Origin of the sequence: Bradyrhizobium guangdongense (assembly GCF_004114975.1) — a bacterium.
Classification (GTDB): domain Bacteria; phylum Pseudomonadota; class Alphaproteobacteria; order Rhizobiales; family Xanthobacteraceae; genus Bradyrhizobium; species Bradyrhizobium guangdongense.
This window is the reverse complement of sequence record NZ_CP030051.1, coordinates 6,281,653-6,304,457: the sequence shown is the minus strand read 5'-3', so window position 1 is coordinate 6,304,457 and position 22,805 is coordinate 6,281,653. Positions and strand designations below refer to the sequence as shown.

Here is a 22,805-nt window from a genome sequence, read left to right as displayed (position 1 = left end):
AATGACAAATCACAAAACCGCATGCGGCAAGAAGCGCGAGCTGTTTCCCGTGATCGGACTCTCGTCCTCGCGGATCGACAACCCGCATGGCTTGTGGTTCACCAGCCAGCTTCCCACCACGGGATAGGCGCCGGAGAAGTTCGGCAGCGGTGACAGCGCCTGGCGCACAAAGCCCTCGGCACCGTAGGGACCTTCGTGGGCGTCGAGCGACAACCCGCCCGACATTATGGTGACATTGGCGCCTTCGCGCGACAGGAGCGGCTTGCGGACATAGGAGCTGCCGAGCTCGGCGGCGCGCGGATCGTCCTCGAAGAAGGCCGGCAGCAGATTGGGATGGTTCGGGAACATCTCCCAGAGCAACGGCAGGATGCCCTTGTTGGAGAGCACCGCCTTCCATGGCGGCTCGATCCAGCGGGTCGGTGCCTCCATCAGCTTGGCGCCGAAAGCGTCATTGAACATCCATTCCCAGGGATAGAGCTTGAAGACGAGCGCCATGTCGTTGTTATCGAGATCGACGAAGCCGCCGGCCTCGTCGCGCCAACCGATCTCCTCGATATCCAGCAGCGTGGTCGAGAGGCCCGCCTGGCGCGCGGTGTCCTCGAGATAGGCGAGGGTGCCAGCATCTTCCTCATTGCCGGTCGTGCCGGTGAGGTGCAGATGATGGCCCGCGGCAACCTCTTTCCACGCCTCGATGAGTCGTTCGTGCATGGAGTTGAACTGGTCGGCGCGCGCGGGGATGATGCGCCGCTCGATGGCCTGCTCGAGCCAGGTCCATTGAAACACCGCGGCCTCGAAGATCGAGGTCGGCGTGTCCGCGTTGTATTCGAGCAGCTTTGCCGGACCCTCGCCGTCGTATTTCAGGTCGAACCGGCCGTAGAGGCTGCGGTCGTCGCGCTCCCAACTCTCGGAAATGAAGCTCCAAAACGCTTCCGGAATCTTCAAGCGCCGCAAGTAGCGCTCCTCGCCGATCACGCGGCCGGCAAGCTCCAGGCACATTGCGTCGATCTCGCCTGTCGGTGTCTCGATTCCGCGCTCGATCTCGTCGAGACTGAAGGCGTAATAGGCGCGCTCGTCCCAATAGCGTTCGCCATCGATGGTGTGGAAGGCGAAGCCGCATTGCTCGGCGGTCTGTTGCCAGTCGTCGCGCTCGGGACAAGGGATGCGTTGCATGTGTCAGCCGCCGCCCGAGAACGCATGCGCAAACGAGCCGAAGCCGCCGCGGCTGACGCCGCCGGAGCCTGCGTCGGACGAGCCGCCCGACGAGGAATGATTGGAGGAGTCGCTGCTGTAAAAGCTGGACCGGGACGACCAGTGCGAGCCGCTGCCACCGGACGAGCTCCTGCTGCAATTGGTGTTCGTCTGCGCAGGCGCCACCGCGCCGGGGATTGTCGTCCCGGCGGGTGTGGGATCGCAGTTTCGCCGCGGCATCAGGGTGAAGGCGGTGGTGCCGACCGCGATCGTGCCCATCACCAGCAGCGCGACATGGCCCGAGCGCTTCACCGGCTCCTGCGGCGGCAGGGGCAGGTCCGCCGGCATGCGCGGCCGGCGCTTGCCGAACTCCTTGCTGGGAGGATTGTTGGCCATATCAGTAAATCATGCAGGCGGCGTTGAGGAGGCCCGCGGCGAGCGAGGACAGGCCGAGCCAGATCGCCGGCGCGAGTTCGCCGGCGGCGATCCGCCCTGACAGGTTCGGCACCGGGATCTTCACGATGTAGAACACGGCGACCTGCACGATCAGCGCGATTGCGGCCCAGATCAGGCAATCCAGCACATTGGCCGAATGTGCAATCGCGCTGAACAGCGGGGCCACGAAGCCGAGCAGGCTGAGGCCGAGCGCGATCGCTGCGGCAGGATCGTTGTCACGAATGAGCTGGAACTCGTTATGCGGTGTGATCCGCGTGTAGACGAACAGATATGCCACTATCGCGATCAGCCCGGTGCAGAAATAGACCAGGAAGGCTGGCAGGCCGGCGAGCGATTGCAGGATCATGGGAGTGGTCCGAAATTGGCGCCGGCGAATTCTGGCACGATGGCTTAGTCGCCGCACCGGGCCTTCTGGTTCGATCCCCAGAAACGAGTCTGGTCCTGTGCGCGCCGGGCGGCGCACAAATTTTCGGGTCGCATGAGACGTGCTTCACAAATGCGTCTCGAGGTTGTGTGTGATAGTATGGGACATTGTTTTTGCGGCCGCCCCGGTTTCGACCGCCGCGCTCATTCGAGAGATGCTTCTTCCGATCAAGATCTTGTTGAGTGAGGCTCAAAATGCCTGTTGCCGAATACGAAGATTTCGAGCTCGAGATCGGCTCCGATCTGCCGGTGGGCGGAGGTCCTCAGCAATATTACGGCCGCGTCGTCAGATCGCCGGCCGGCGAGGCGCCGAAGAGCCAGGTCAAGTTCTGGTTCTCAGCGCCCGGCGAACTGGCCAAGCTGCGCGGTGAGCTGGAAAGCGCCGTCCTCGAAATCGACGAGAAGAATCGCGAGGGCCCGACCACGCGCGGCGAGCAGGTGCTGCGGGATTTCGGCCGCGGCGTGTTCCGCAGCGTCTTCACCGACGTGCCGTCGATCCAGCGGATCTACGAGCGCAGCAAGGGCGCGGCGCAGGATCTGCGAATCAAGCTGCGCATCGAGGCCGCCGACCTCGCCGGGCTGCCCTGGGAATATCTCTACGACGAAGACGACATGCCGGGCTTCGTCAGCCTCACGCGCCCGATCGTGCGTTATCTCGAGACGGCGGGCGGCGTCAGCCGGATGGGCGTCAAGGGACCGTTGCGCATTCTCGGCATGATCGCCGATCCCTCGACCAGCGAATGGCCGAAGCTCAACGTCGTCAAGGAGCGCGACCGCATCAACAAGGGCATCGATGCGCTCCAGCACGAGGGCAAGGTCGACTTCCAGTGGGTCACCGGCGGCACCGGAAAGGACCTGATGAAGAAGCTGCTCGAAGGCGAATGGCACATCTTCCACTTCATCGGGCATGGCGGGGTCGAGGAAGCCTCGCCCGGCGCCGGTGCCAGCGGCTTCGTTGTGATGGTCGACGAGGACGGCAAGCCGGTGAAGAAGTTCGCCTCGGACCTTGCGATGATGCTCACGGGCGCGCGGCGCAGCCTGCGGCTGATCGTGCTCAATTGCTGCGAGAGCGCGAGGATCAATGTCGGCGACCGCTTCGGCAATCCGGCGATCGGACTGATGAAGACGGGATGGCTGCCCGCCGTGGTCGCGATGCAGTTTCCGATTACCGACAATGCCGCGATCTCGATGTCGGAAGGCTTTTACGCCGCTCTCGCCGGCAACCGCCCGATCGACGACGCGGTGACGTTGGCGCGCAAATTCATCCAGGAGAAGTCGCGGGTCGAGTGGGGCATTCCGGTCCTCTATATGCGCTCGCCGGACGGCCGGATCTTCGACGTCGAAGCGCCGCAGCCGCTGGCGCCTCCGCCCGAGGCGGCGCGCCCTTCGAAGGAGCTTCTGCAACAGCGCCGCGACGACTTCATGGAGGCGCTGCTGGTTGCCCCGACGACCATCGAGGCGCTCGAGGACCTGACCCGGCGCGGACAGGAGCTTCACGGCCTCCTGGCCGACGATGCCGAGCTCTCGGCCCGGCTCGCAAGAGTTTATTTCGATCTCGGCACGCTTCAGCACAAGCAGAAGCAGATTCCGAAGGCGGCGGCGAGCTTCGCCTACATGCTCAAGCTCGACCCGACGAGGCCGGAATATTTCGTGCGCCGCGCCAATTTCAACGTGACGGTCGGCCTCTACGAGAATGCGCTCAGCGACATCACCGAGGCGATCAAGCTCAAGCCGGGGAGCGCGGAGTTCTACTGGATCAAGGGCATCGTCAGCATGACCGCCGCCGGCACCGACGACAAGCGCGGCTATGTCGAGGAGGCGATCAAGGCCTTCGGCACGGCGATCTCGACCAACGAGAACGAGCCGAAATATCTGGTGTCGCGGGCCAATGCCTATGCCCAGATCAAGGACGTGGCGAAGGCCCAGAACGATATGGACAGCGCGATCGCGCTGGCTCCGGACAACATCGATCTCCTGGTCCAGAAGGCCAGGATGGTCGCTCAGGCTGCGTGACGCTTCACGCGGGTCGCCGGGTGTCGCGATATCCGGCGCGCCTTTCAACAGAGAACCCTAGCAATAGGAGTTCATCGTGCCGCTTGCTCATGTCGTCGAACCCTTGAATGCGATCTTCGAGTCCTTCGGCGGACCGCTGCTGGTCGTGCTGTTCTATTGGTTCAGGTTTCATACGCTGAAGGGCACCCGCTCGTTCACGACGCGGCCGCTGTTCCTGTTCGGCCTCGCCGTGTTCGTCACGCCGTTCCTGCTGCTCTACACCATTCTCCCCGAGAAGCTGTCGCCTCTCGCCGCGGTATGGCTCTTGATGTTCGCCTGGCTCGTTCCGGTCGCGCCGAAGGCGTGGCGGAAATTCTGCCAGGAGCTGGCCGGCATTCCCGCCCGCGCACTCGCGCTGCGCGAGACGCTGGCTGCAGCGCCGTTCCAGGTCGATCCGGACGACATGCCGAGCCTGCAGCGCAAGCTGTCCAGGGTCGGCTACCAGATCGACGATTTCCGCGCCACGCAATCGACCGCGATTCAGTCGCGCTTCCTCAAGATCTCGGCGCTGATGCTGCATTTCGAGCGCTGGGCCGGCGAGCATCAGGCCTTCATGGAGCGCAATTCCGATCTCCATGCGGAGCTGCTCGCGGTCTATGACCAGCTCTGCTTCCGTACCGTCCGCGTGCTCAAGAGCAGCGCCGAGATCTATGGTGCGATCATGGAGGACAGCCATGTCGAGCCTGACGACTGGCAGGCGCTCGACAAGCTCTCGACCCGTCACACCGTGGTCAGCCAGCTGCAGCTGGCCGCCCAGACCGCGGCGGGATGCATGCTGGAGGATCTGCGCAAGGACATGGATTCCCTGCTCAACAATCTCCTGCTGTTTGCCGCACGCGCCGCGCTCGCCGGCGAATGGACGCTGGCGCGAAGCCAGCGCAGGCTGGGCGCGATCGGCTTCACGCTGGAGCCGCCCCCGGCCGGAATCGGGAAGTTCGTGATGACCGTTGCGGCCTTCACCTTCGGCTGGTGCCTTCTGTGGCTGCTTGGATCTGGCAAGATCATTCACGTGCCCGGAGATCAGGCCGCCGGCATGCTGCGGACGCTGGTAACGACTCCCCTGCAGTTCATCCTGAATTTCTGGCTGGTCTACTATTTCAAGCGCTATTACGGCTTCGCCAACGAGACCATCTTCGGCCGCCTTCCGGTCGGATTCATCCTGTCGATAGGGCTCTGCAGCGCCCTTATTTTCTTTCCGATCCAGGCGACGTTCGATGTCTATCAGTTTCCCGATCGATCCTATCCCGACGTCGTGCTGCGCGATCTGCCGCTGCTGATCTTTCCCTGGGGCATCGGCGCGATGACCGCGCTGCTGGTGCAGGATTCGACCTGGGGCAGGCGGTCGCGCAAGACGCGGCGGATGCGCGACGGTCTCGTGTTTGGTGCCGGCATGACGGTGATGTTGTGGCTGCTGCTCGCGATCCACCAGTTCATCTCGATGCCGGTGATGGAGATCGTCGACCGGGTCTCCGGGGGCGCGTTCCTGCTGTCCTTCGTGCTGCCGACCTTCGCGTTCGGCTTCATCATCGGCTACGCGATGATCGGCCGGCTGCGCGAGGCGGCCGCGCGCAGCCCGGTGTGGAAGCCGGACTTCGCGACGCCGTCGCTCGCCGGCATCTGAGGCGGCCCCAAAAACAAAACCCCGCCATTTGCGGCGGGGTCCAGGCTGGGAGGAGCGAAACCGAGGCGGCTCGCGACGTAAACGGATCAGGCGGGAATACGCTCGTCGGCCTCATGCGGCTCGCGCAGCACGTAGCCGCGGCCCCACACGGTCTCGATGAAGTTGCGTCCCTCGGAAGCGTTGGCCAGCTTCTTGCGGAGCTTGCAGATGAAGACGTCGATGATCTTCAGCTCGGGCTCGTCCATGCCGCCATAGAGGTGGTTGAGGAACATTTCCTTGGTCAGGGTCGTACCCTTGCGGAGCGAGAGCAGCTCCAGCATCTGGTACTCCTTGCCGGTCAGGTGCACGCGCTGGCCGCCGACTTCGACAGTCTTGGTGTCGAGGTTGACGACGAGGTCGCCGGTCTGGATGACCGACTGGGCGTGACCCTTGGAGCGGCGCACGATCGCGTGGATGCGGGCAACCAGCTCGTCCTTGTGGAAGGGTTTGGTCATGTAGTCGTCGGCGCCGACGCCGAGACCCTTAACCTTGTCCTCGATGCCGGCGAGGCCGGAGAGGATCAGGATCGGTGTCTTGATCTTGGAGACCCGAAGCTGCTTGAGCACGTCGTAACCGGACATGTCGGGCAGATTGAGGTCGAGAAGGATAATGTCGTAATCGTATAATTTACCGAGATCGACGCCTTCTTCCCCCAAATCGGTCGTGTAGACGTTGAAGCTCTCAGACTTCAGCATCAGCTCGATCGACTGCGCGACGGCGCTGTCATCTTCAATCAGCAAAACGCGCATGCCAGTTCCCCATAGTCGCCGCTCCTGGGCGTCAGGTCGGCCGCATTCGCGGCACTCAACAAAACGCCTTTGAACAACTGATTCGGATCCTGACAACAGATGGTTAACAAATCCTGATTCTGGAACGCAAGTCCCCCCGGGTGCAATTTTTGTCGAATCGCCCTAAGGTCTTGTGCGCGAAGCAGCTTTCGTTATCCGTTTCCGTTCAAGTTCCACTTTAAGAGACGGGCCTAACCGACTCCCGCGACTCAGCCTTCTTCTGAAGGGGAGCCACGCTCAGTCACAAAGACAGTGACGCAATGATTAACGATGCGGGTAAACACGGAGTTAAGCGCCGTTCAGAAATATGGCGAAACTTAAGAGTTTCGCGGTCAACGCCGAATCATGAAGGCGTGCGCTGCTGTGAAGGCCCCCTTATGAAGGCTGTTCGATGAAGGCCGGTCAATGAAAGCTCTTGCCGAACAGATCGGCGATATCGACGGCGTCAACATCTATGGCCGTGTGGTCGGCGTGCGCGGCTTGATGGTCGAGGTCGCCGGACCGATCCACGCGATGTCGGTCGGCGCGCGGCTCGTGATCGAGACCGGCGCCAACCGTTCGATCCCCTGCGAGGTGATCGGCTTCTCCGGCAGCAACGCTGTCGTGATGCCGTTCGCCGGACTCGAGGGCGTGCGTCGCGGCTGCAAGGCCGTCATCGCCAATGCCGCCAATCTGGTGCGTCCGTCGCCGGCCTGGCTCGGGCGTGTCGTCAACGCGCTGGGCGAGCCGATCGACGGCAAGGGGCCGTTGCCGCAAGGCGCTTCGCCGATGCCGTTCCGCAATACGCCGCCGCCGGCGCATTCGCGCAAGCGCGTAGGCAGCCCGCTCGATCTCGGCGTGCGTGCGATGAACACCTTTCTCACCTGTTGCCGCGGCCAGCGCATGGGCATCTTCGCAGGCTCCGGCGTCGGCAAATCGGTGCTGCTCTCGATGCTCGCGCGCAACGTCGATGCCGCCATCAGCGTCATCGGACTGATCGGCGAACGCGGCCGCGAGGTGCAGGAATTCCTGCAGGACGATCTCGGCGAGGAAGGCCTCGCGCGCTCCGTCGTAGTGGTCGCGACCTCCGACGAGCCGGCCCTGATGCGTCGGCAGGCCGCGTATCTGACGCTCGCGATCGCCGAATATTTTCGCGACGAGGGTCAGGACGTTCTCTGCCTGATGGATTCGGTGACGCGCTTTGCCATGGCCCAGCGCGAGATCGGCCTGTCCGCCGGCGAGCCGCCGACCGCCAAGGGCTACACGCCGACGGTCTTCACCGAGCTGCCGAAGCTGCTCGAGCGCGCCGGACCCGGCCTCGGAGAGGGCGCTATCACCGCGATCTTCACGGTGCTGGTCGACGGCGACGATCATAACGAGCCGATCGCGGACGCGGTTCGCGGCATCCTCGATGGTCACATCGTGATGGAGCGCGCGATCGCCGAGCGCGGCCGCTACCCCGCCATCAACATCCTCAAATCAGTGTCGCGCACCATGCCGAAATCGGCGGATCCGCAGTTCTGGCCGGTCATCCAGAAGGCGCGGACGGTGATGGCGACCTATGCCGACATGGAAGAGCTGATCCGCCTCGGCGCCTACCGGGCCGGCTCCAGCCCCGAGGTCGACGAGGCGATCCGCCTGCACGAGCCGCTGGAGGCCTTCTTGCGGCAGCGCAAGGACGAAAACGCCTCGCTGGCCGACGGCTACCGCCAATTGGCGCAAATCCTCGGGAATTTGGAAACGGAACGCTAACTTTGTCGCGTCATCATCCGTTCCCACAGAGTAGCAGAGCCGGTCTGGGTCCTATCAGGGCCTGTGGGGAGACCGGTGCCGTCCCAATGTGTGTATGTCTTGCAGCCAAGGGACTTCTGGGGAGTACGAGTCGATGAAGTCACGTGATACCCTCATCCGCCTGAAGAAGTTTCAGGTCGACGAGAAGCGCCGCCGGGTCGCCCAGATCGAGTCCATGATCGCCGACTTCCAGCGGATGTCGGTCGATCTCGAACGCGAGATCCAGACCGAGCAGGACCGCGCCGGGATCAACGATCCCTCGCATTTCGCCTATCCGACCTACGCCAAGGCTGCCATCCAGCGCCGCGAGAACCTGACCCGCTCGGCCGACGAGCTGAAGGGCCAGCTCGAGGAAGCCAAGGCCGCGCTCGGCGAAGCTTTCGAGGAGCTGAAGAAGGTCGAGCTCCTGGACGAGCGAGACCAGGCCCGCGAGCGCGCCGAAGAAAACGCCCGCGAGCAGGCCGACATGGACAGCATCGGCTTGATGCGCTCCCGCATCGGCGCCGTCGCGTAAGCGGCCGCCCGCTTCAAAAATCCTTGCGAATTTGCCAGCCCGGACCTGCAAGGTCCGGGTTTTTGCATGCGCTGTCCACAGTGTGGCGCCCGGCCCCTTGGTGGCGGGCTTGGCCGCGCGCTATGGTGGTGGGAGCTGTGTCAGCGACGGCGGTGTCCACCTCTCCCTTTGGGAGAGGTCGGCGCGGAGCGCCGGGTGAGGGGGGACGGTCTCCCGTTAGCCCTTCGCCCCCTCACCCGATTTGCTGCGCAAATCGACCTCTGCCCGTCGGGGAGAGGTGAAGAGAGACGACGCGTCGCGCGTTGGGGGGCTGAATGCTGACGCCAGCAGAGCTGGTCGGGCTGATTGAGGCGGTGGCGAAGCGCGATTCTGCCGCGTTCGAGCGCCTCTACGCCGCCACGCGTGCGAAACTCTATGGCGTCGTGCTCCGTATCTTGCGCCGACAGGATCTCGCAGAGGAGGTCATTCAGGAGACCTACGTCAAGATCTGGAACAGTGCCGGCCAGTTCAATCCGACGATGTCATCGCCAATCACGTGGATGGCGTCGATCGCGCGCAACCGCGCCATCGATATCGTGCGCAAGAAGACGGAAGCCTCCCTGGAGGAAGAGCCGCAGGCGATGGAGGTCGCCGCCGAAAGCGCCGATCCGCTGGCGCGCCGGGAGATGACCGAGGAGCTGAAGCGGCTGTTGGAATGTATCGGCCGGCTCGAGCCGGACCGGCAGCGGCTGGTGCTTCTCGCGTACTATAACGGCTGGAGCCGCGAGCAATTGGCGCAGAAATTCGCAGCGCCCGTCAACACGGTGAAGACGTGGCTCCGGCGCAGCATGCTCGATATCCGGCAGTGCCTCGGACTTTAGAAGATGATGAGGGTGCACGTGTTAGCGCAGTGTTCTTTCTTCACCGCTCCCATAGGGAGAGGTGAAAGCAGCTGAATGGCCTACAGCGAGGACCATATCGCGCTGGCCGCGGAATATGCGCTCGGTACCCTCGATGCCGACGAACGCGGGCAGGTCGCGACCATGATGGCGGTGGATGAGGAGTTTTCCGCAATCGTGCGCGCTTGGGAATTCCGGCTCGGCGTTCTCAACCAGATGGTCGGCACGATCGAGCCGCGGCCGATCGTGTGGGAGAACATCAAGCGGGAGATCGCGCTGAGCGCATCGACGCAAGAATCGTCGGAAGTCGCGTCCCCTCAATCGTCCCAACATCCGCCGGCGCTGTCGGATGCGCCGCCGTCAGTGTCGGAAGCTTCATCGCCCAAGCCTTCAACGCCGGAGGCCCCTGCGCCGGACGCTTCGTCCCCGGATGCGCAGCCATCGGAGCCGTCGCCATCAAGCTCCGACGCCATTCCGATCTTCCCGCCGCAATTCGTGCCGCAGACCCATGCGCCAGATCCGAGCGTCGCACCCGTATTGCAGGCGACTGGTGTCGACGACGGAAACGTTGTCCTGCTCGAGAGCCGCGTGAAGCGCTGGCGCACGATCGCCTCGGCGGTGGGCGCGCTCGCGGCCGCGCTGCTGGTGACGCTGTCGCTTCAGGTCTTCCTGCCCGATGCGCTGCCCGGCGTCCTACGGCCGGCACCGCGCATCCAGACGGTCGAGGTCAAGACACCCGCCGCGCCGCTGTCCTCGACGGCGCAATACGTTGCCCTGTTGCAGGCCCAGGGCGGCGGTCCCGCCTTCATCCTCACCATCGACGGGGCGACCAGGAATTTCACCGTGCGCAAGGTCGGCGCGATGCCAGAGCCGGGCAAGAGCTATGAGCTCTGGCTGATCTCCGACAGGCTGCCGCGCCCGCGCTCGCTGGGCGTGATCGGCAATGGCGACTTCACGGCGCGTCCGGTGCTCGCCGGCTATGATGCCGACCTCGTCAACGGCGCGACCTATGCGGTCACGGTCGAGCCCTCGGGCGGCTCGCCCAACGGCCAGCCGAGTTCGGCGCCGGTGTTTTCCGGCAAGCTGATCGAGACCGTACCGCCGTCCCAGCCGCAGGCGCCCGTGAAGAGGTAGAGCCGCGTGTAAGGGCGGGCTGTCATCGCCCGGCTTGACCGGGCGATCCAGTACTCCGAGACGGCTGTGATGAAGTCGATGAGCCGCGGCGTACTGGATACCCCGCCTGCGCGGGTATGACCGCAATGGCTCTGCACGAATCTCAGCAACGTCGCCACGGTCCATTTTGCCGTCGCAATCCGACAAGTCCCGCCAAATCCAGCCCCGATTTGAACCTCCGTCCGTTTCGCGGCGTCAAATGCCCGGAATTTGCAGTCGGCACGGCCGATCACGGTGCCGCAGAGGGGCTAGAAATCAGATGGATGCAGCCAAGCCGCCGGGCATCTTTATCCACCAATATGCAGGCCTGCCGCACGGGCCGGCGTTCGAACATTGGCGCGATAGAGCCCTGGGCTCCTGCGGCCTCGAGATCGGGCCGAGCCACGGCGACAGCATCGATTGCCGGTTGCAGGTCAGCGTGGTCGGCAACATCGCGCTCGGCCTTCCCGAAGGGGCCTCAGCGCAATATTCCCGCACGCAGAGCGGCCTTGCCGACGGCAGCGACGATCTCGTGCTGATCGCCGCGCATGCCGGCCTGGTCAGCGTCCGGCAGAACGGTCATACCGTCGAACTCGCGCCGGAGCAGATGGTGCTGGCCGACATGGGCATCACCGGCAGCGTCGGCCACACCGACGAGAACCGCTTCACCACCATCCGCATGCCACGCCGCGCGCTGCTCGACATCAATCCGCGCGCCGAGGAGAAGCTGTCGCAGGTGCTGTCGGACGGCGCGGTCGCCGAAACGATCTTCCGCTATCACGCGCTTGCCGCGCATCACGCTCCGCATCTCGACGCCGTCGGCCAGCGCCTCACCGCGCAGCACATGGTCGATCTCGTCGGTCTCCTGCTCGGCACGGACGCAGAGCACGCTGCGCTCGCACGCGGTCGGGGCCATGCGGCGGCCCGGCTCGATCTCATGCGCGCCGACGTCATGGCCGCCCTCGGCCGCAACGACCTCTGTCTGTCGGAGGTCGCAACCCGCTCAGGCCTCAGCCCGCGCCAGGCGCAACGGCTGTTCGAGCAGGCCGGTACCACCTTCACCGAATTCGTGCTGGAGCAGCGTCTGCTTCTGGCGCGAAAACTGCTCGGCGATCCCCGCGCGCGGGCGCGCAAGATCAGCGACATCGCGCATTCTTCGGGCTTCTCCGATCTGTCCTATTTCAACCGCGCCTTCCGCAAGCGCTTCGGTGCGACACCGTCGGAACTGCGCGAGGCCTGAATCCCGATTTCTGTTACGCGCGATAGCCATCGTTGACACGCGGCCTTGCTTCGATCGGTGGCGCACGAACTACCCGCGCACAAGCGTAACGCCGGTGATGAGGCACAAAACGCCGATCCCGCGAAGCATCGTGATTGGTTGCCGCGGCAAGCCGAAGAAGCCGAACTGGTCGAAGGCCAGTGAGCTCAGCAATTGGCCGACGATGATGAGCGTTGCCACCGTCGTCACCCCAAGTCGTGGCACCATGTAGATGCTGGTGGCAATGAACGTCGCGCCGAAGACACCGCCCGTCCATGCCATCCAATGAGCGCGTCCGGCGAGCGCTGCATCGGGAATCGGTTCGCGGACGGTAACGAGCAGCAGCAGCAGGGCGATGGTCCCTCCACAATAGCTGACCAATGCGCTCCACCGCGCCGATTGCAAGGCGCTGCCGAGGCTTGCATTCAGCACTTGTTGAAGAGCGAGGCTGAAGCCTGCGGCCAGGACAAAGAGAGGTGTGAGGTAATTCATGCGGCTCCTTCAGGCTCGTAAGAGCGAGGAGCGAATACCTTAAGCGTCTCCGCCACGCTGCGTCTGGAACGAAATCGACCGCCCGACTGCGAAACCGATGCGGTAAGCGGCTGGCGTCACCCCGTAAGCGCGCCGAAAATGCCTTCCGAAATGGCTCTGGTCGGCGAAGAGCCCGGCATAGGCAACGTCCGCGACGGTGTCGCCTTGCTTAAGCCGCGCCCGGGACGCTGCCAAACGCATCGCCAAGCGGTAGGCGCCAGGTGTCATTCCTATCTGACGCTTGAAAGCCCGAATGAACCCGTCGCTCGAATAGCCCGACCGTTCAGCCATCGCGCGGATTTCGAGATCGTTGGACAGGACCAACTTCGCCAGGTCTGAAGTCGTCGAAAATCGCTCCTCATCTCTCAAATCAGCCCCGCCAACCGCATCGAGCAAATCCGCCGGCGAAATCGCGCGTGGATGGCGTAGGCGCTGCGGCCTTGCAACGCCACGCACGGCCCTATGAGCGCTCGATACATACAGATGAGTCACGATGGATCCCTCGCCTCCATGCGAGGAATGGGGGACGCCTCCCGGGATGACCACGATGTCGCCAGCAGTCGCGCGGAATTCTCCGAACGAGGTAGCATAGACCCGCCATCCTGTTCTGACGGCAGAGATCTGAACGTCAGGGTGAACGTGGCAGGCGAGCGCGATCGGCTTCGCCGCCGCAAGCCGGCCGACTTCAATCAGCGGATCAGTTGCCCACGGGCGATAGGTCCACGTGTCAGACATCGGTGGTTCATAAGATGATTTTGTCTCGGTGGCCAAGACGGTGTGGATTCGTCGTGCTCACCGATGAATAGCATACCCCGGACATGAGAAAGCGCCCGTGGGGGGCGGGCGCTTTCTGTAGTCGACTTGGGGTTGGGGTCGTCTACATATCCACGTGGCGACTTTGGGGGGCTGGTAAAGAGCCGCGTGAATTCCTTAAAACTCAAAATCTCCTCAGCGAACGAGCGTTGCGTTCGAGCTGGTGATCACAACCGGCTTGCCGGCCTTGATGACGCGGGCAGTCTGGGTCAGGCCGTCATCCGAACCCGTGCGTGCCGTGATGCCGAAGCCAGCGACTGCGATCCCTGCGACGAGGGCCACGACCACAATCTTCAGGTGGGTCGAGCGATCTGCGCTGTAGATCGAGTGGTTCATGGAAGCCTCCTGCCGCCATCTACCCGAAGTAGTCGCCAGCCCGTTCAGACAGGTTCATGCTTCCGGTGCCCAACAACCTAGTATTGGGGGGATTCGTTCCCAAGTGGCCATCACAAGAGCGTGATATGACGTGAAAGATCGCGATCAAAATCCTGTCGCGATCGCCTAATTATGCAATTGTTTCAATGATGTAATCTGCTCGTAAGGCGCCTTGTCAACGTTTGGTCGATCAGGCGCCAGGAACTCAAAAACCATTTGCCTGTGGCCGAAAAACACACGGCTTATTAAGGCAAATCAGACGCTTCCGACCGTTTTCAGCCTCGCCCTGGGATGGATTTCGGCCTGCGACAGCACGGTCGTCTGAGCGCGGAACCGTTCGACCAGCGACCGGACGAAGGGACGAATTGCCGCAGAGGTGACCAGCACCGGCGCCTCGCCTTCGCGGGCGGCGCGCTCGAAAGCCTCGCGTACGGCGGTCATGAATTCCGAGAGCTTCGAGGGCTGCATCGCGAGGCTGCGCTCCTCGCCCTGGCCGATGATGGATTCGGCAAAGGCCTGCTCCCATTTCGCCGACAGCGCGATCAGCGGCAGATAGCCGGCATAGGAGGTGTTTTGGGCGCAGATCTGCCGCGCCAGCCGGGCGCGGACATGCTCGACCATGCTCGCGGGGTTGCGCGAGAAGGCGAGCGAGTCGGCGATGCCTTCGAGGATGGTCGAGAGGTCGCGGATCGAGATGCGCTCGGCAAGCAGCAGCTGCAGCACGCGCTGGATGCCGGAAACCGTAACCTGCGCCGGCACGATGTCCTTGACCAGCTCGCTCTGCTCCTTCGGCAGCTCCTTGAGCAGCTTCTGCACCTCGCCATAAGAGAGCAGATCCGACATGTTGGCCTTGAGCAGCTCGGTGAGGTGGGTCGAGAGCACCGTCGCGGCATCGACGACGGTGTAGCCTTTGAGCGAGGCCTCCTCCTTGAGGCTGGCGTCGACCCAGGTTGCGGGCAGGCCGAAGGTCGGCTCGGTGGTGTGGATGCCGGGCACCTGCACCTGGCTGCCGCCGGGGTCCATGACCATGAACTGGTTGGGCCAGATCTTGCCGGTACCGGCGTCGACTTCCTTGATCTTGATGATGTAGGTGTTGGCCTCGAGCTGGACGTTGTCGAGGATGCGCACCGCCGGCATGACGAAGCCCATCTCGATCGCCAGCGAACGGCGCAGCGCCTTGATCTGCTCGGTGAGCCGGTCGGTGCCGTCGGGGCCATTGACCAGTGGCAGCAGCGCATAGCCGAGCTCGATCTTGAGGTCGTCGATCTTCAACGCCGCGGAGATCGGCTCGTCCGCGGCCGCAGCGCCCGGCGCGCCGGGTTGACCCGGGGCGGGCGCGGCCTTGGCGGCTTCCTCGGCCTTGACGGCGGTGCGCTTGTGGTTGCGCGCGGTCCAGGCCAGCGCGCCGGCGCCGGCGCCGAGCGCGAGGAAGGGGATGGTCGGAATGCCGGGCAGCGCCGCCAGTACCAGCATCACCGCCGAGGACATCGCCAGCGCCTGCGGATAGCCCGAGAACTGCTTCATCAGCGCCTTGTCGGCCGCGCCGGAGACACCGGCCTTGGAGACGAGCAGGCCGGCCGCGGTCGAGACGATCAGCGCCGGCACCTGGGTGACGAGGCCGTCACCGACGGTCAGCAGCGTATAGCTCCGGCCCGCGTCGGCAAAGGACAGGCCCTGCTGCGCGACGCCAATGATCATGCCGCCGACGACGTTGATGAAAACGATGAGGAGGCCCGCGATGGCATCGCCGCGTACGAACTTCGAGGCACCGTCCATGGCGCCGAAGAAGCCGCTTTCGTCCTCCAGGGCCTTGCGGCGCTCCTTGGCGACCTTTTCGTCGATCAGTCCGGCGGACAGGTCGGCGTCGATCGCCATCTGCTTGCCGGGCATGGCGTCCAGGTGGAAGCGGGCGGCGACTTCTGCGATACGGCCCGAACCCTTGGTGATGACGACGAAATTGACGATGATCAGGATCGCGAAGACGATGATGCCGATGACGAAATTGCCGCCCATCACGAAGCTGCCGAAGGCCTCGATGACGTGACCGGCGGCATCCGTGCCCTCGTGCCCGTGCGACAGGATCAGGCGGGTCGAAGCCATGTTGAGCGACAGGCGCAGCATGGTCGAGATCAGGAGGATGGTCGGGAAGGCGGAGAATTCCAGCGGCGCCTGGATGAACAGCGAGGTCATCAGGATCAGGATCGAGAGCGTGATCGAGATCGCCAGGAACAGGTCGAGCACGATCGCGGGCAGCGGCAGGATCAGCACCACCAGGATGGTGAGGATGCCGAGCGCCAGCGCGATATCGCCGCGCTTGAGGATCGTGACGATCTCGGAGACGGAGGGGATGCCGGGTTTCCCTGCGCCTACGCCCTGTCCCGCGGTGACGTCGACCATGGTAGCTGCCTCCCCGCGCGACTGCCGTCCGCGCGCCCCAAACGTCTGCGCGGCGGCCGATGGGCCGCCGTTCCGAAAGTGAGGCACCGCACTGGCGTCCACGGGAGCTCCCGTTTTACGCGGCTGACGACACTCGACTTCACCCGGCAATTCTTGCCGGGTGTATGGTTAGCAAAGGGTTAACGGAGGGGGTGGAAGGCGGTCAGGCCCGGGGGTATTTCGGGGCTTTGGACCGTCATTCCGGCGCGCCCGGAGGGCGAGCCCGGAATCCATCGGGCGGCTGAGTTGGTGGATGAATGGATTCCGGGCTCGCGCTACGCGCGCCCCGGAATGACCGAAGGACCTTATTTCGCCTTTTGTATCTTGGTCACGGTGTAGCCCGAGGCCGCTTCCTCGGCTTCGAAGGTCACCTTATCGCCGACCTTCACCTGCTTGAGCATGGCGGGGTCCTTGACGCGGTAGACCATGGTCATGGGGTCATCCATGCCGAGGCTTTTGGCCGCGCCATGCTTGAGCGTGATCTTGCCGGCGCTCTCGTCGATCTTCTTGACCTCGCCATTGATGGAAGCGGCTTGCGCGAGCGCGCCCGCGGTCAGGCCCAGCGTCAGCGCGAGCACTGCGGTGATGCGGATGATCGGGTTCATATTGGTCTCCACTGCTTCATTTCACGGTGACGTGGCCGACCATGCCGTAGTCGCGGTGGTCGGGGATCAGGCAGGAAAATTCGAAGGTGCCTGATTTGGTGAACTTCCAGACGATCTCGGCTGTCTTGTTCGGCGCGAGCCGCACCCCGTTCGGATCGTCGTGCTCCATGTGCGGATGCTTCTTCATCACCTCGGCATGCGCGAGATTCTCCCTGGGTGTGGCGAGCAGGAATTCGTGATCCTCCCTGCCGACATTGCGCAGCACGAAGCGGATTTGCTCGCCGCGCTTCACCTCGATCTTCGACGGTTCGTAGGACATCTCGCTCATCGCAATCTCGACGGTGCGGGCCGGCTTGCTGGCATCGCCGGGCTCGCCGGCCGAGAAGCCGTGATGGCCATGTCCCTCATGGGCGAGCGCGGGTGCGACCGCGAGCGCGGCCAGCGCCAGCAAGATGCCGATTGTTCTTGTCATTGAAGTCTCCGGTTGGGGGTTCATCGAAACGCTCACTTACATCTTCATCTTCTGTATCGGCGCGGCGGGTTGCCGCGCCGGCTCCGTTCCCGGTGAGGCGACTTCGTAGGCGACGGTGCCTTGCGGGAATCGATAGGGGCCGGGATCGCGGTAATCGTTGCGCGCCATGTCCTCGCGGATCTTCATCACCGTGAACATGCCGCCCATCTCGATCGGGCCGAACTGGCCGGCGCCTGACATCATCGGCAGCGTGTTGTCGGGGGTGGGCATCTCCATGTTGCCCATCGCCATGCCGGTCGAGCCCATCGCCATGGCATCGGGCGCGAGCTTGCCGACCGCCCTGGCGAGATCCTTGCGCGAGACGCCGATCAGGTTGCGCACATCGTGCCCCATCGCATTCATGGTGTGATGCGACTTGTGACAGTGGAACGCCCAGTCGCCAGGATTGTCGGCGAAGACGTCGAACACCCGGACAGCGCCGACCGGGACGTCGGTGGTCGTCTCCGGATATTGCGCGCTCTCGGGAATCCAGCCGCCATCGGTACAGGTCACCGCAAAGCTGTGGCCGTGCAGATGGATCGGATGGTTGGTCATGCTGAGATTGCCGATGCGCACGCGGACCTTGTCGCCGAGTCGGACCGGCAGCGGATCGATGCCGGGGAACACCCGCGCATTCCAGGTCCACATGTTGAAATCGGTCATCTCGTTGACGTGCGGCAAAGACGTGCCGGGATCGACGCGATAGGTGCTCATCACGAAGACAAAGTCACGATCGACGGGACGGAAGGTCGCCTCGCGCGGATGCACGACGACCATGCCCATCATGCCCATCGCCATCTGCACCATCTCGTCGGAATGCGGGTGGTACATGAAGGTCCCGCTCTTCTTCATCTCGAACTCGTAGACGAAGGTCTTGCCGGGCTGAATGTGCGGCTGGGTCAGTCCGCCGACGCCGTCCATGCCACTCGGGATGATCATGCCGTGCCAGTGGACGGTGGTGTATTCGGGCAGGCGGTTGGTGACGAAGATGCGGACCTTGTCGCCTTCGACCGCCTCGATGGTCGGGCCCGGCGATTGGCCGTTGTAGCCCCACAAATTCACCTTCATGCCTTCGGCGAATTCGCGCACCACGGGCTCGGCGACGAGATGGAATTCCTTCCAGTCGCCATTCATGCGGAACGGCAGTGTCCAGCCATTGAGCGTGACAACGGGGCGATAGTCGGGACCGCTAGTGGGGTGCAGCGGCGGCTGCATCACCGCCTTGTCCATGTGCGGCGCCTCCGGAATCGATGCTGCTTGCACTCGGCCTTGAATGGCGCCGGCGCCGACGAGTGCGGCGGTTCCCAAAAATCCTCGACGGGAAAACATGCTGGTCTCCATGTCAGTGGCCGCCGTCGGCAGGTGCTGCCGTGGCGATGGTGGTTGGAGTGTCGCCGCGGTCCGCAGGCGCGCCGCCGCCGTTGATGGCGGTCTGCAATTCGGATTGGGCGAGGAAGAAATTCTGCTTCGCATCGATCGCACCGCGCAGCGATGCGAGGCGCTGCCGCGCCTCGGTCAGGAGCGCAAAGATGTCGACCTGCATGCTGGAGAAGCGCAATTGCATCTCCTCGGAGATAATTTTTCGCAAGGGCAGGATCTCGCGCTGATAGTGGCTCGCGATGTCGTAGGTCGAGCGATAGACGCGATAAGCATCGCGCGCTTCGGAGCGGACGTTGACGGCACGTTCGGTCAAGCGGTTGAAGGCGAGGCTGTAGGTCTCCGCCGCCTGCCGCACCCGCACCTCGCCGCCGTCGAAGATCGGGATCTGGAATTGCACGTCGAAGCCGCGTTCGCGGAACGGCGCGCCTTCCGGGTCCTGGGTACGGCGGGAGATGCCGGCGAGGTCGAGCAGCGTCACGAAGCGTGTCGCTTCCGTGAGGTTCAAGGACTTCGCCAGCGCCGTCAGCTCCAGCCGCGCGATCTGCAGATCGAGGCGATGCGCGACCGCGTCGGCTTCGATCGACGGCAATGCCTGCGGCCGCCGTGGCAATGCCGGCAACGCATTGGGCAGGCGGAAATCGAGGCCGGCGTCCCAAAGCCCCATTAGCCGGGCGAGTTTTTCCCGCGCGCTGGTCGCTGCCTGCCGCGCGGTGGCGAGATCGGCGGTGGTCTCGGCATAAAACACCTGCTCGCGGGCCTGGTCGAGCTTGTTCACTGCGCCGGTCTCGCCGAGCTTGACGGCGAGTTGTGCGGTGGATTCCGCCGTCGATTTCGCATCGGTGAGCAGCGCCACCATCTCGTTTCCGGCGACCGCGCGGACATAAACGCGCCGGACATCGGCCGCGAGCCGCAGCGTTGCCAGCGCAGCGCGGAGTTGCGCCTGGCGGAAACGTTCGCGCGCGATGTCGGAGCGGAACGGCAGCGTTGCCAGTGCCAGGATGTCGCCGACCACTTGGCGCTCGATCTCGCTGGCGCCATTGCCGCTGATGCGGGAGATCGAGAACACCGGATTGGGCGGCAGACTCTGCTCGACGAGGTCGGTCTCGGCCAGCGCCAACTCGTTGTAGGCGGCTTGCAGCCCTTTGTTGTTGAGCAGCGCGACTTGTACGGCAGCATCTGCGTTGAGTGTTCGCGACAACAACAGGCGAACGCGCGCATCGACCCCACCGGCTCCCTCGGCCGTCCTCACGAAGGCGACATCCTTGTTGATGGCTTGGCCGGTCAGGTCCGAGACGGCTGTCATGCCGCTGTCAGGCGAAAACGCTGCGCAGCCGGAGAGGCTGAGTGCAGCAAGCACGAACAGACTGCGCGCAAAATGGTGTGCCATGGCGCGCTCCTACTGATTCTGCCTGGGCTGCGGCGTCACCGCATCGTTGCGCTCGCGCCAGGGGGAGGGCGGCGCGGGCCGGAGGCTCGTATAGGGCGCGATGGTCGACCGATAGCCGGCGCGCGCTACCTTTGCCGCAGGATCGGCAGGATCCGCGGTGGCCACGGAGGTCGTAGCCGGCATGCAGCCGGACAACGCCAGCGCGGCTGAAACCAGAAGCCAGTAAAACAGCACATCTCGTCCACGCACCGCGGATGCGGCGGCGAACTTCGCCCTGGAAAGCGCAAGCATGATTCATCCCTGATCTGTCAGATGACAAAGGCTCACGCGCGCAGACGCGCGCGCGGCCTGACGTCGTCGCGTCGGATCAGGCGATGGGTGGACGGTAGAGCAGGGGCGGCGCCTCGCTGTGCAGGCTCGCGGTGATCTCGACTGTACAGGCCGAGATCGGCTGGAGCGGCTTGGCGACGCTGGGCAACTCGGCCGGCAGCGCGCTTACGCACATCATTCCGCAGCAGGGGCCCGCTTTGCCCTTGCCGTCGTGATGGTGCTGAAGCGGCGCGTCCTGCGCGGCCTGATGATGCGCGTGCATGCCGCCATGATCATGCGACGAAGCGCCGTGGACATGGTCGGCCGGCATCGCTTGGTGATGCGGAGCGACATCCGCCAGCACCGCCTCATCCAGACATGGCGCCGGACCATGGCCCCAGGCCAGCGCTGCGGCAGGCGCGAGCACGCAGAACAGATAGGCGACGGCAACGAGCTGCCCCACCCTGATCCGCATCGATCTCGTCAAATGCAACAACATCCCGTCGTCATGCTCGTTACGCGACAAATTTGCACGCAAATCGCAACCTAGTCGCAAAGTATGGTTCCGCCAAGCTCTTCTTACCGCAGTGCACCGCGCATGCCCAATATCGCGGCACAATGCTTGACCACCAAGCGATCAGCGAACATGGTCCGGCCGTGCACGCACCAAATCACCCAGGACAGAAGCCGGGTTCTTTCGCCCCTGACTCGCGTCAGGCTTGGGTGAGGCTCGCGATCGCGCTTGTCATCGGCTCGATCGGAGCCGTCGGCATGTGGGCGGTGGTCGTGGTGATTCCCGTCGTGCAGGTCGAATTCGCCGCCACGCGCGGTGCGGTGTCGCTGGCCTTCACGCTGATGATGTTCGGCTTCGGGCTCGGCGGTGTGATCGCCGGCAAGATCACCGACCGGTTCGGCATCGTGCCGGCGATGGCGATCAGTATCGTCTTTCTCGGCATCGCAAATGTGCTGGCCGGGCTGTCGACCCAGCTCTGGCAGTTCGTGGCAGCTTATTTCCTGATCGGGCTTGGCACGTCCGCGACCTTCGCGCCGCTGATGGCGGAGGCCTCGCACTGGTTCGAGCGCTATCGCGGCCTCGCCGTGACCATCGTCGCGAGCGGCAATTACGTCGCCGGCACGATGTGGCCGCCGATCGTGAATTGGGGCACCCAGACCGCCGGTTGGCGCACCACCCATATCGGCATCGGCATCGTCTGTGCGAGCACGATGGCGCTTCTGGTCCTCGTCCTGCGCGCCCAGATGGGTAACGACCAGATTCGCAATCACGCCAACGCGCCGCCGCCGCGGGTCGATCTGAACCTGTCGACCAACACGCTGACGGTGCTGCTCTCGATCGCCAGCATCGCCTGCTGCGTGGCCATGGCGATGCCGCAGGTGCATATCGTCGCTTATTGCGGCGATCTCGGTTATGGGGTCGCCCGCGGCGCCGAGATGCTGTCGCTGATGATGGGCTGCGGCATCATCAGCCGCATCGGCTCGGGCTATCTCGCCGACAAGATCGGCGGCATCCGCACGCTGCTGCTCGGATCGCTGGCGCAGGGCTTTGCGCTGGTGTTCTACCTGTTCTTCGACGGACTCACCTCGCTCTATCTGATCTCCGCGATGTTCGGCCTGTTCCAGGGCGGCATCGTGCCGAGCTACGCCATCATCGTGCGCGAGGCGATGCCGGCGAGCGAAGCTGCAACGCGCGTCGGCATCGTGATCTTCGCTTCCGTGTTCGGCATGTCCTTTGGCGGCTGGGTGTCCGGCATCATCTTCGATGCCACCGGGTCCTATGCCGCGGCGTTTGCGAACGGCGTGGCCTGGAACGCGCTCAATGTCGGCATCGTCTTGACGCTGTTGATCCGCTCGCGCATCAATTCGGTCAAGACCGGACCGAATTTCGCAACCTAGACTGCCTGTCCCGCTTTCAGCAGCGAGCAGCCGGTGATCTCATAGCTGCCGTCGGCCTGCTGTTCGAGCGTGTAGAGCGCTTCCCAAGCCTCGCCATTGGCATCGATGATGTGAACGCGCTGGGCAACCGAGCTGCCCTCGGTCTTGCCGTCGCCGAACTCGAAGCTCTTGTGGCGGTAGACCGGCGCATAGCCGTTCTGCACCATCGCCATGAAGATCTCGGGTGTGGGGAATATCTGCTTGATCGCCGGTGCGGCGTAGGAATAGGCGGTCGCCGCATCGTCATGAACGAAGGCCTGTTCCTGGGCGCGGATCACGCCTTGCGCCGCCGAAACATCGTCTGCGCGAGCGGCAAGGGGGCTGAAGGCAATAGCGATGGCGGCGACCAAGGCTGCAATGCGCATGACA

At 64.0% G+C, this 22,805-nt stretch carries 23 protein-coding genes; 8 read left to right on the top strand and 15 right to left on the bottom strand.

All coding sequences use genetic code 11. From position 1 onward, the window contains the following. Positions 1–9: 9 nt before the first annotated feature. From X265_RS30030 to X265_RS30020, 3 genes are read right to left on the bottom strand one after another with little or no spacing between them, the layout of a single operon-like run. A complete protein-coding gene (locus X265_RS30030; protein ID WP_128968114.1) occupies positions 10–1,170 on the bottom strand; it encodes a glutathionylspermidine synthase family protein in 1,161 nt (386 codons plus the stop codon). Positions 1,171–1,173: 3 nt separating this feature from the next. Further along, entirely contained in the window at positions 1,174–1,584 is a 411-nt protein-coding gene (locus tag X265_RS30025) for a hypothetical protein (protein WP_128968113.1), read from the bottom strand. A gap of 1 nt (position 1,585) precedes the next feature. Further along, a complete protein-coding gene (locus tag X265_RS30020) occupies positions 1,586–1,990 on the bottom strand; it encodes a DUF350 domain-containing protein (RefSeq protein ID WP_128968112.1) in 405 nt (134 codons plus the stop codon). A gap of 272 nt (positions 1,991–2,262) precedes the next feature. Between X265_RS30020 and X265_RS30015 the strand changes: the two genes are divergently transcribed. Both X265_RS30015 and X265_RS30010 read left to right on the top strand, forming a co-directional pair. Then, complete coding sequence (locus X265_RS30015; RefSeq protein ID WP_128968111.1) at positions 2,263–4,080, top strand: CHAT domain-containing tetratricopeptide repeat protein; 1,818 nt, start codon at positions 2,263–2,265, stop codon at positions 4,078–4,080. A gap of 76 nt (positions 4,081–4,156) precedes the next feature. After that, a complete protein-coding gene (locus X265_RS30010) occupies positions 4,157–5,740 on the top strand; it encodes a hypothetical protein (RefSeq protein ID WP_128968110.1) in 1,584 nt (527 codons plus the stop codon). An 86-nt stretch (positions 5,741–5,826) separates the two neighbouring features. On the opposite strand, the gene ctrA is transcribed toward X265_RS30010, so the two are convergent. Further along, the gene (ctrA, locus tag X265_RS30005; RefSeq protein ID WP_016848562.1) at positions 5,827–6,528 is read right to left on the bottom strand and encodes a response regulator transcription factor CtrA; all 702 of its coding nucleotides are present in this window, start codon (positions 6,526–6,528) and stop codon (positions 5,827–5,829) included. Positions 6,529–6,972: 444 nt separating this feature from the next. On the opposite strand from ctrA, the gene fliI reads away from it, so the two are divergent. From fliI to X265_RS29980, 5 genes are all read left to right on the top strand, one after another. Further along, the gene (gene fliI / locus X265_RS30000) at positions 6,973–8,298 is read left to right on the top strand and encodes a flagellar protein export ATPase FliI (RefSeq protein WP_128968109.1); all 1,326 of its coding nucleotides are present in this window, start codon (positions 6,973–6,975) and stop codon (positions 8,296–8,298) included. Positions 8,299–8,431: 133 nt separating this feature from the next. Next, the gene (fliJ, locus tag X265_RS29995) at positions 8,432–8,851 is read left to right on the top strand and encodes a flagellar export protein FliJ (protein ID WP_128968108.1); all 420 of its coding nucleotides are present in this window, start codon (positions 8,432–8,434) and stop codon (positions 8,849–8,851) included. A 314-nt stretch (positions 8,852–9,165) separates the two neighbouring features. Next, a complete protein-coding gene (locus X265_RS29990; RefSeq protein ID WP_128968107.1) occupies positions 9,166–9,711 on the top strand; it encodes a sigma-70 family RNA polymerase sigma factor in 546 nt (181 codons plus the stop codon). A 75-nt stretch (positions 9,712–9,786) separates the two neighbouring features. Further along, a complete protein-coding gene (locus X265_RS29985) occupies positions 9,787–10,863 on the top strand; it encodes an anti-sigma factor (RefSeq protein ID WP_128968106.1) in 1,077 nt (358 codons plus the stop codon). Positions 10,864–11,161: 298 nt separating this feature from the next. Beyond that, the gene (locus tag X265_RS29980; RefSeq protein WP_128968105.1) at positions 11,162–12,121 is read left to right on the top strand and encodes a helix-turn-helix transcriptional regulator; all 960 of its coding nucleotides are present in this window, start codon (positions 11,162–11,164) and stop codon (positions 12,119–12,121) included. Between the two features lie 69 nt (positions 12,122–12,190). Here X265_RS29980 and X265_RS29975 read toward each other — a convergent pair whose 3' ends face one another. The 10 genes from X265_RS29975 to X265_RS29925 form a co-directional block, all read right to left on the bottom strand. After that, entirely contained in the window at positions 12,191–12,631 is a 441-nt protein-coding gene (locus tag X265_RS29975; protein WP_128968104.1) for a DMT family transporter, read from the bottom strand. 39 nt (positions 12,632–12,670) lie between these two features. Continuing rightward, positions 12,671–13,405 (bottom strand): helix-turn-helix transcriptional regulator, encoded by a 735-nt coding sequence (locus X265_RS29970; protein ID WP_128968103.1) that lies wholly within the window; start codon positions 13,403–13,405, stop codon positions 12,671–12,673. 213 nt (positions 13,406–13,618) lie between these two features. Then, positions 13,619–13,819, bottom strand: a complete 201-nt coding sequence (locus X265_RS29965) for a hypothetical protein (protein WP_092302175.1) — start codon at positions 13,817–13,819, stop codon at positions 13,619–13,621. Between the two features lie 294 nt (positions 13,820–14,113). Then, a complete protein-coding gene (gene flhA / locus X265_RS29960; protein WP_164938859.1) occupies positions 14,114–16,255 on the bottom strand; it encodes a flagellar biosynthesis protein FlhA in 2,142 nt (713 codons plus the stop codon). 344 nt (positions 16,256–16,599) lie between these two features. Next, positions 16,600–16,899, bottom strand: coding sequence for a copper-binding protein (locus tag X265_RS29950; protein ID WP_128968101.1), 300 nt, complete (start codon positions 16,897–16,899; stop codon positions 16,600–16,602). A 16-nt stretch (positions 16,900–16,915) separates the two neighbouring features. Further along, entirely contained in the window at positions 16,916–17,395 is a 480-nt protein-coding gene (locus X265_RS29945) for a cupredoxin domain-containing protein (RefSeq protein WP_373291704.1), read from the bottom strand. A 12-nt stretch (positions 17,396–17,407) separates the two neighbouring features. Continuing rightward, positions 17,408–18,739, bottom strand: a complete 1,332-nt coding sequence (locus tag X265_RS29940; protein ID WP_128968099.1) for a copper oxidase — start codon at positions 18,737–18,739, stop codon at positions 17,408–17,410. A gap of 13 nt (positions 18,740–18,752) precedes the next feature. Beyond that, the gene (locus tag X265_RS29935) at positions 18,753–20,177 is read right to left on the bottom strand and encodes a TolC family protein (RefSeq protein ID WP_128968098.1); all 1,425 of its coding nucleotides are present in this window, start codon (positions 20,175–20,177) and stop codon (positions 18,753–18,755) included. Between the two features lie 9 nt (positions 20,178–20,186). Next, positions 20,187–20,468, bottom strand: coding sequence for a hypothetical protein (locus X265_RS29930; RefSeq protein WP_128968097.1), 282 nt, complete (start codon positions 20,466–20,468; stop codon positions 20,187–20,189). 76 nt (positions 20,469–20,544) lie between these two features. Next, positions 20,545–20,961 (bottom strand): hypothetical protein, encoded by a 417-nt coding sequence (locus tag X265_RS29925; RefSeq protein ID WP_244659427.1) that lies wholly within the window; start codon positions 20,959–20,961, stop codon positions 20,545–20,547. A gap of 248 nt (positions 20,962–21,209) precedes the next feature. Between X265_RS29925 and X265_RS29920 the strand changes: the two genes are divergently transcribed. Then, complete coding sequence (locus X265_RS29920) at positions 21,210–22,397, top strand: MFS transporter (RefSeq protein ID WP_244659426.1); 1,188 nt, start codon at positions 21,210–21,212, stop codon at positions 22,395–22,397. Here X265_RS29920 and X265_RS29915 read toward each other — a convergent pair. Continuing rightward, the gene (locus X265_RS29915) at positions 22,394–22,801 is read right to left on the bottom strand and encodes a DUF4864 domain-containing protein (protein WP_128968094.1); all 408 of its coding nucleotides are present in this window, start codon (positions 22,799–22,801) and stop codon (positions 22,394–22,396) included. The two genes, X265_RS29920 and X265_RS29915, sit on opposite strands and share 4 nt — an antisense overlap. Between the last annotated feature and the right edge of the window lie 4 nt (positions 22,802–22,805).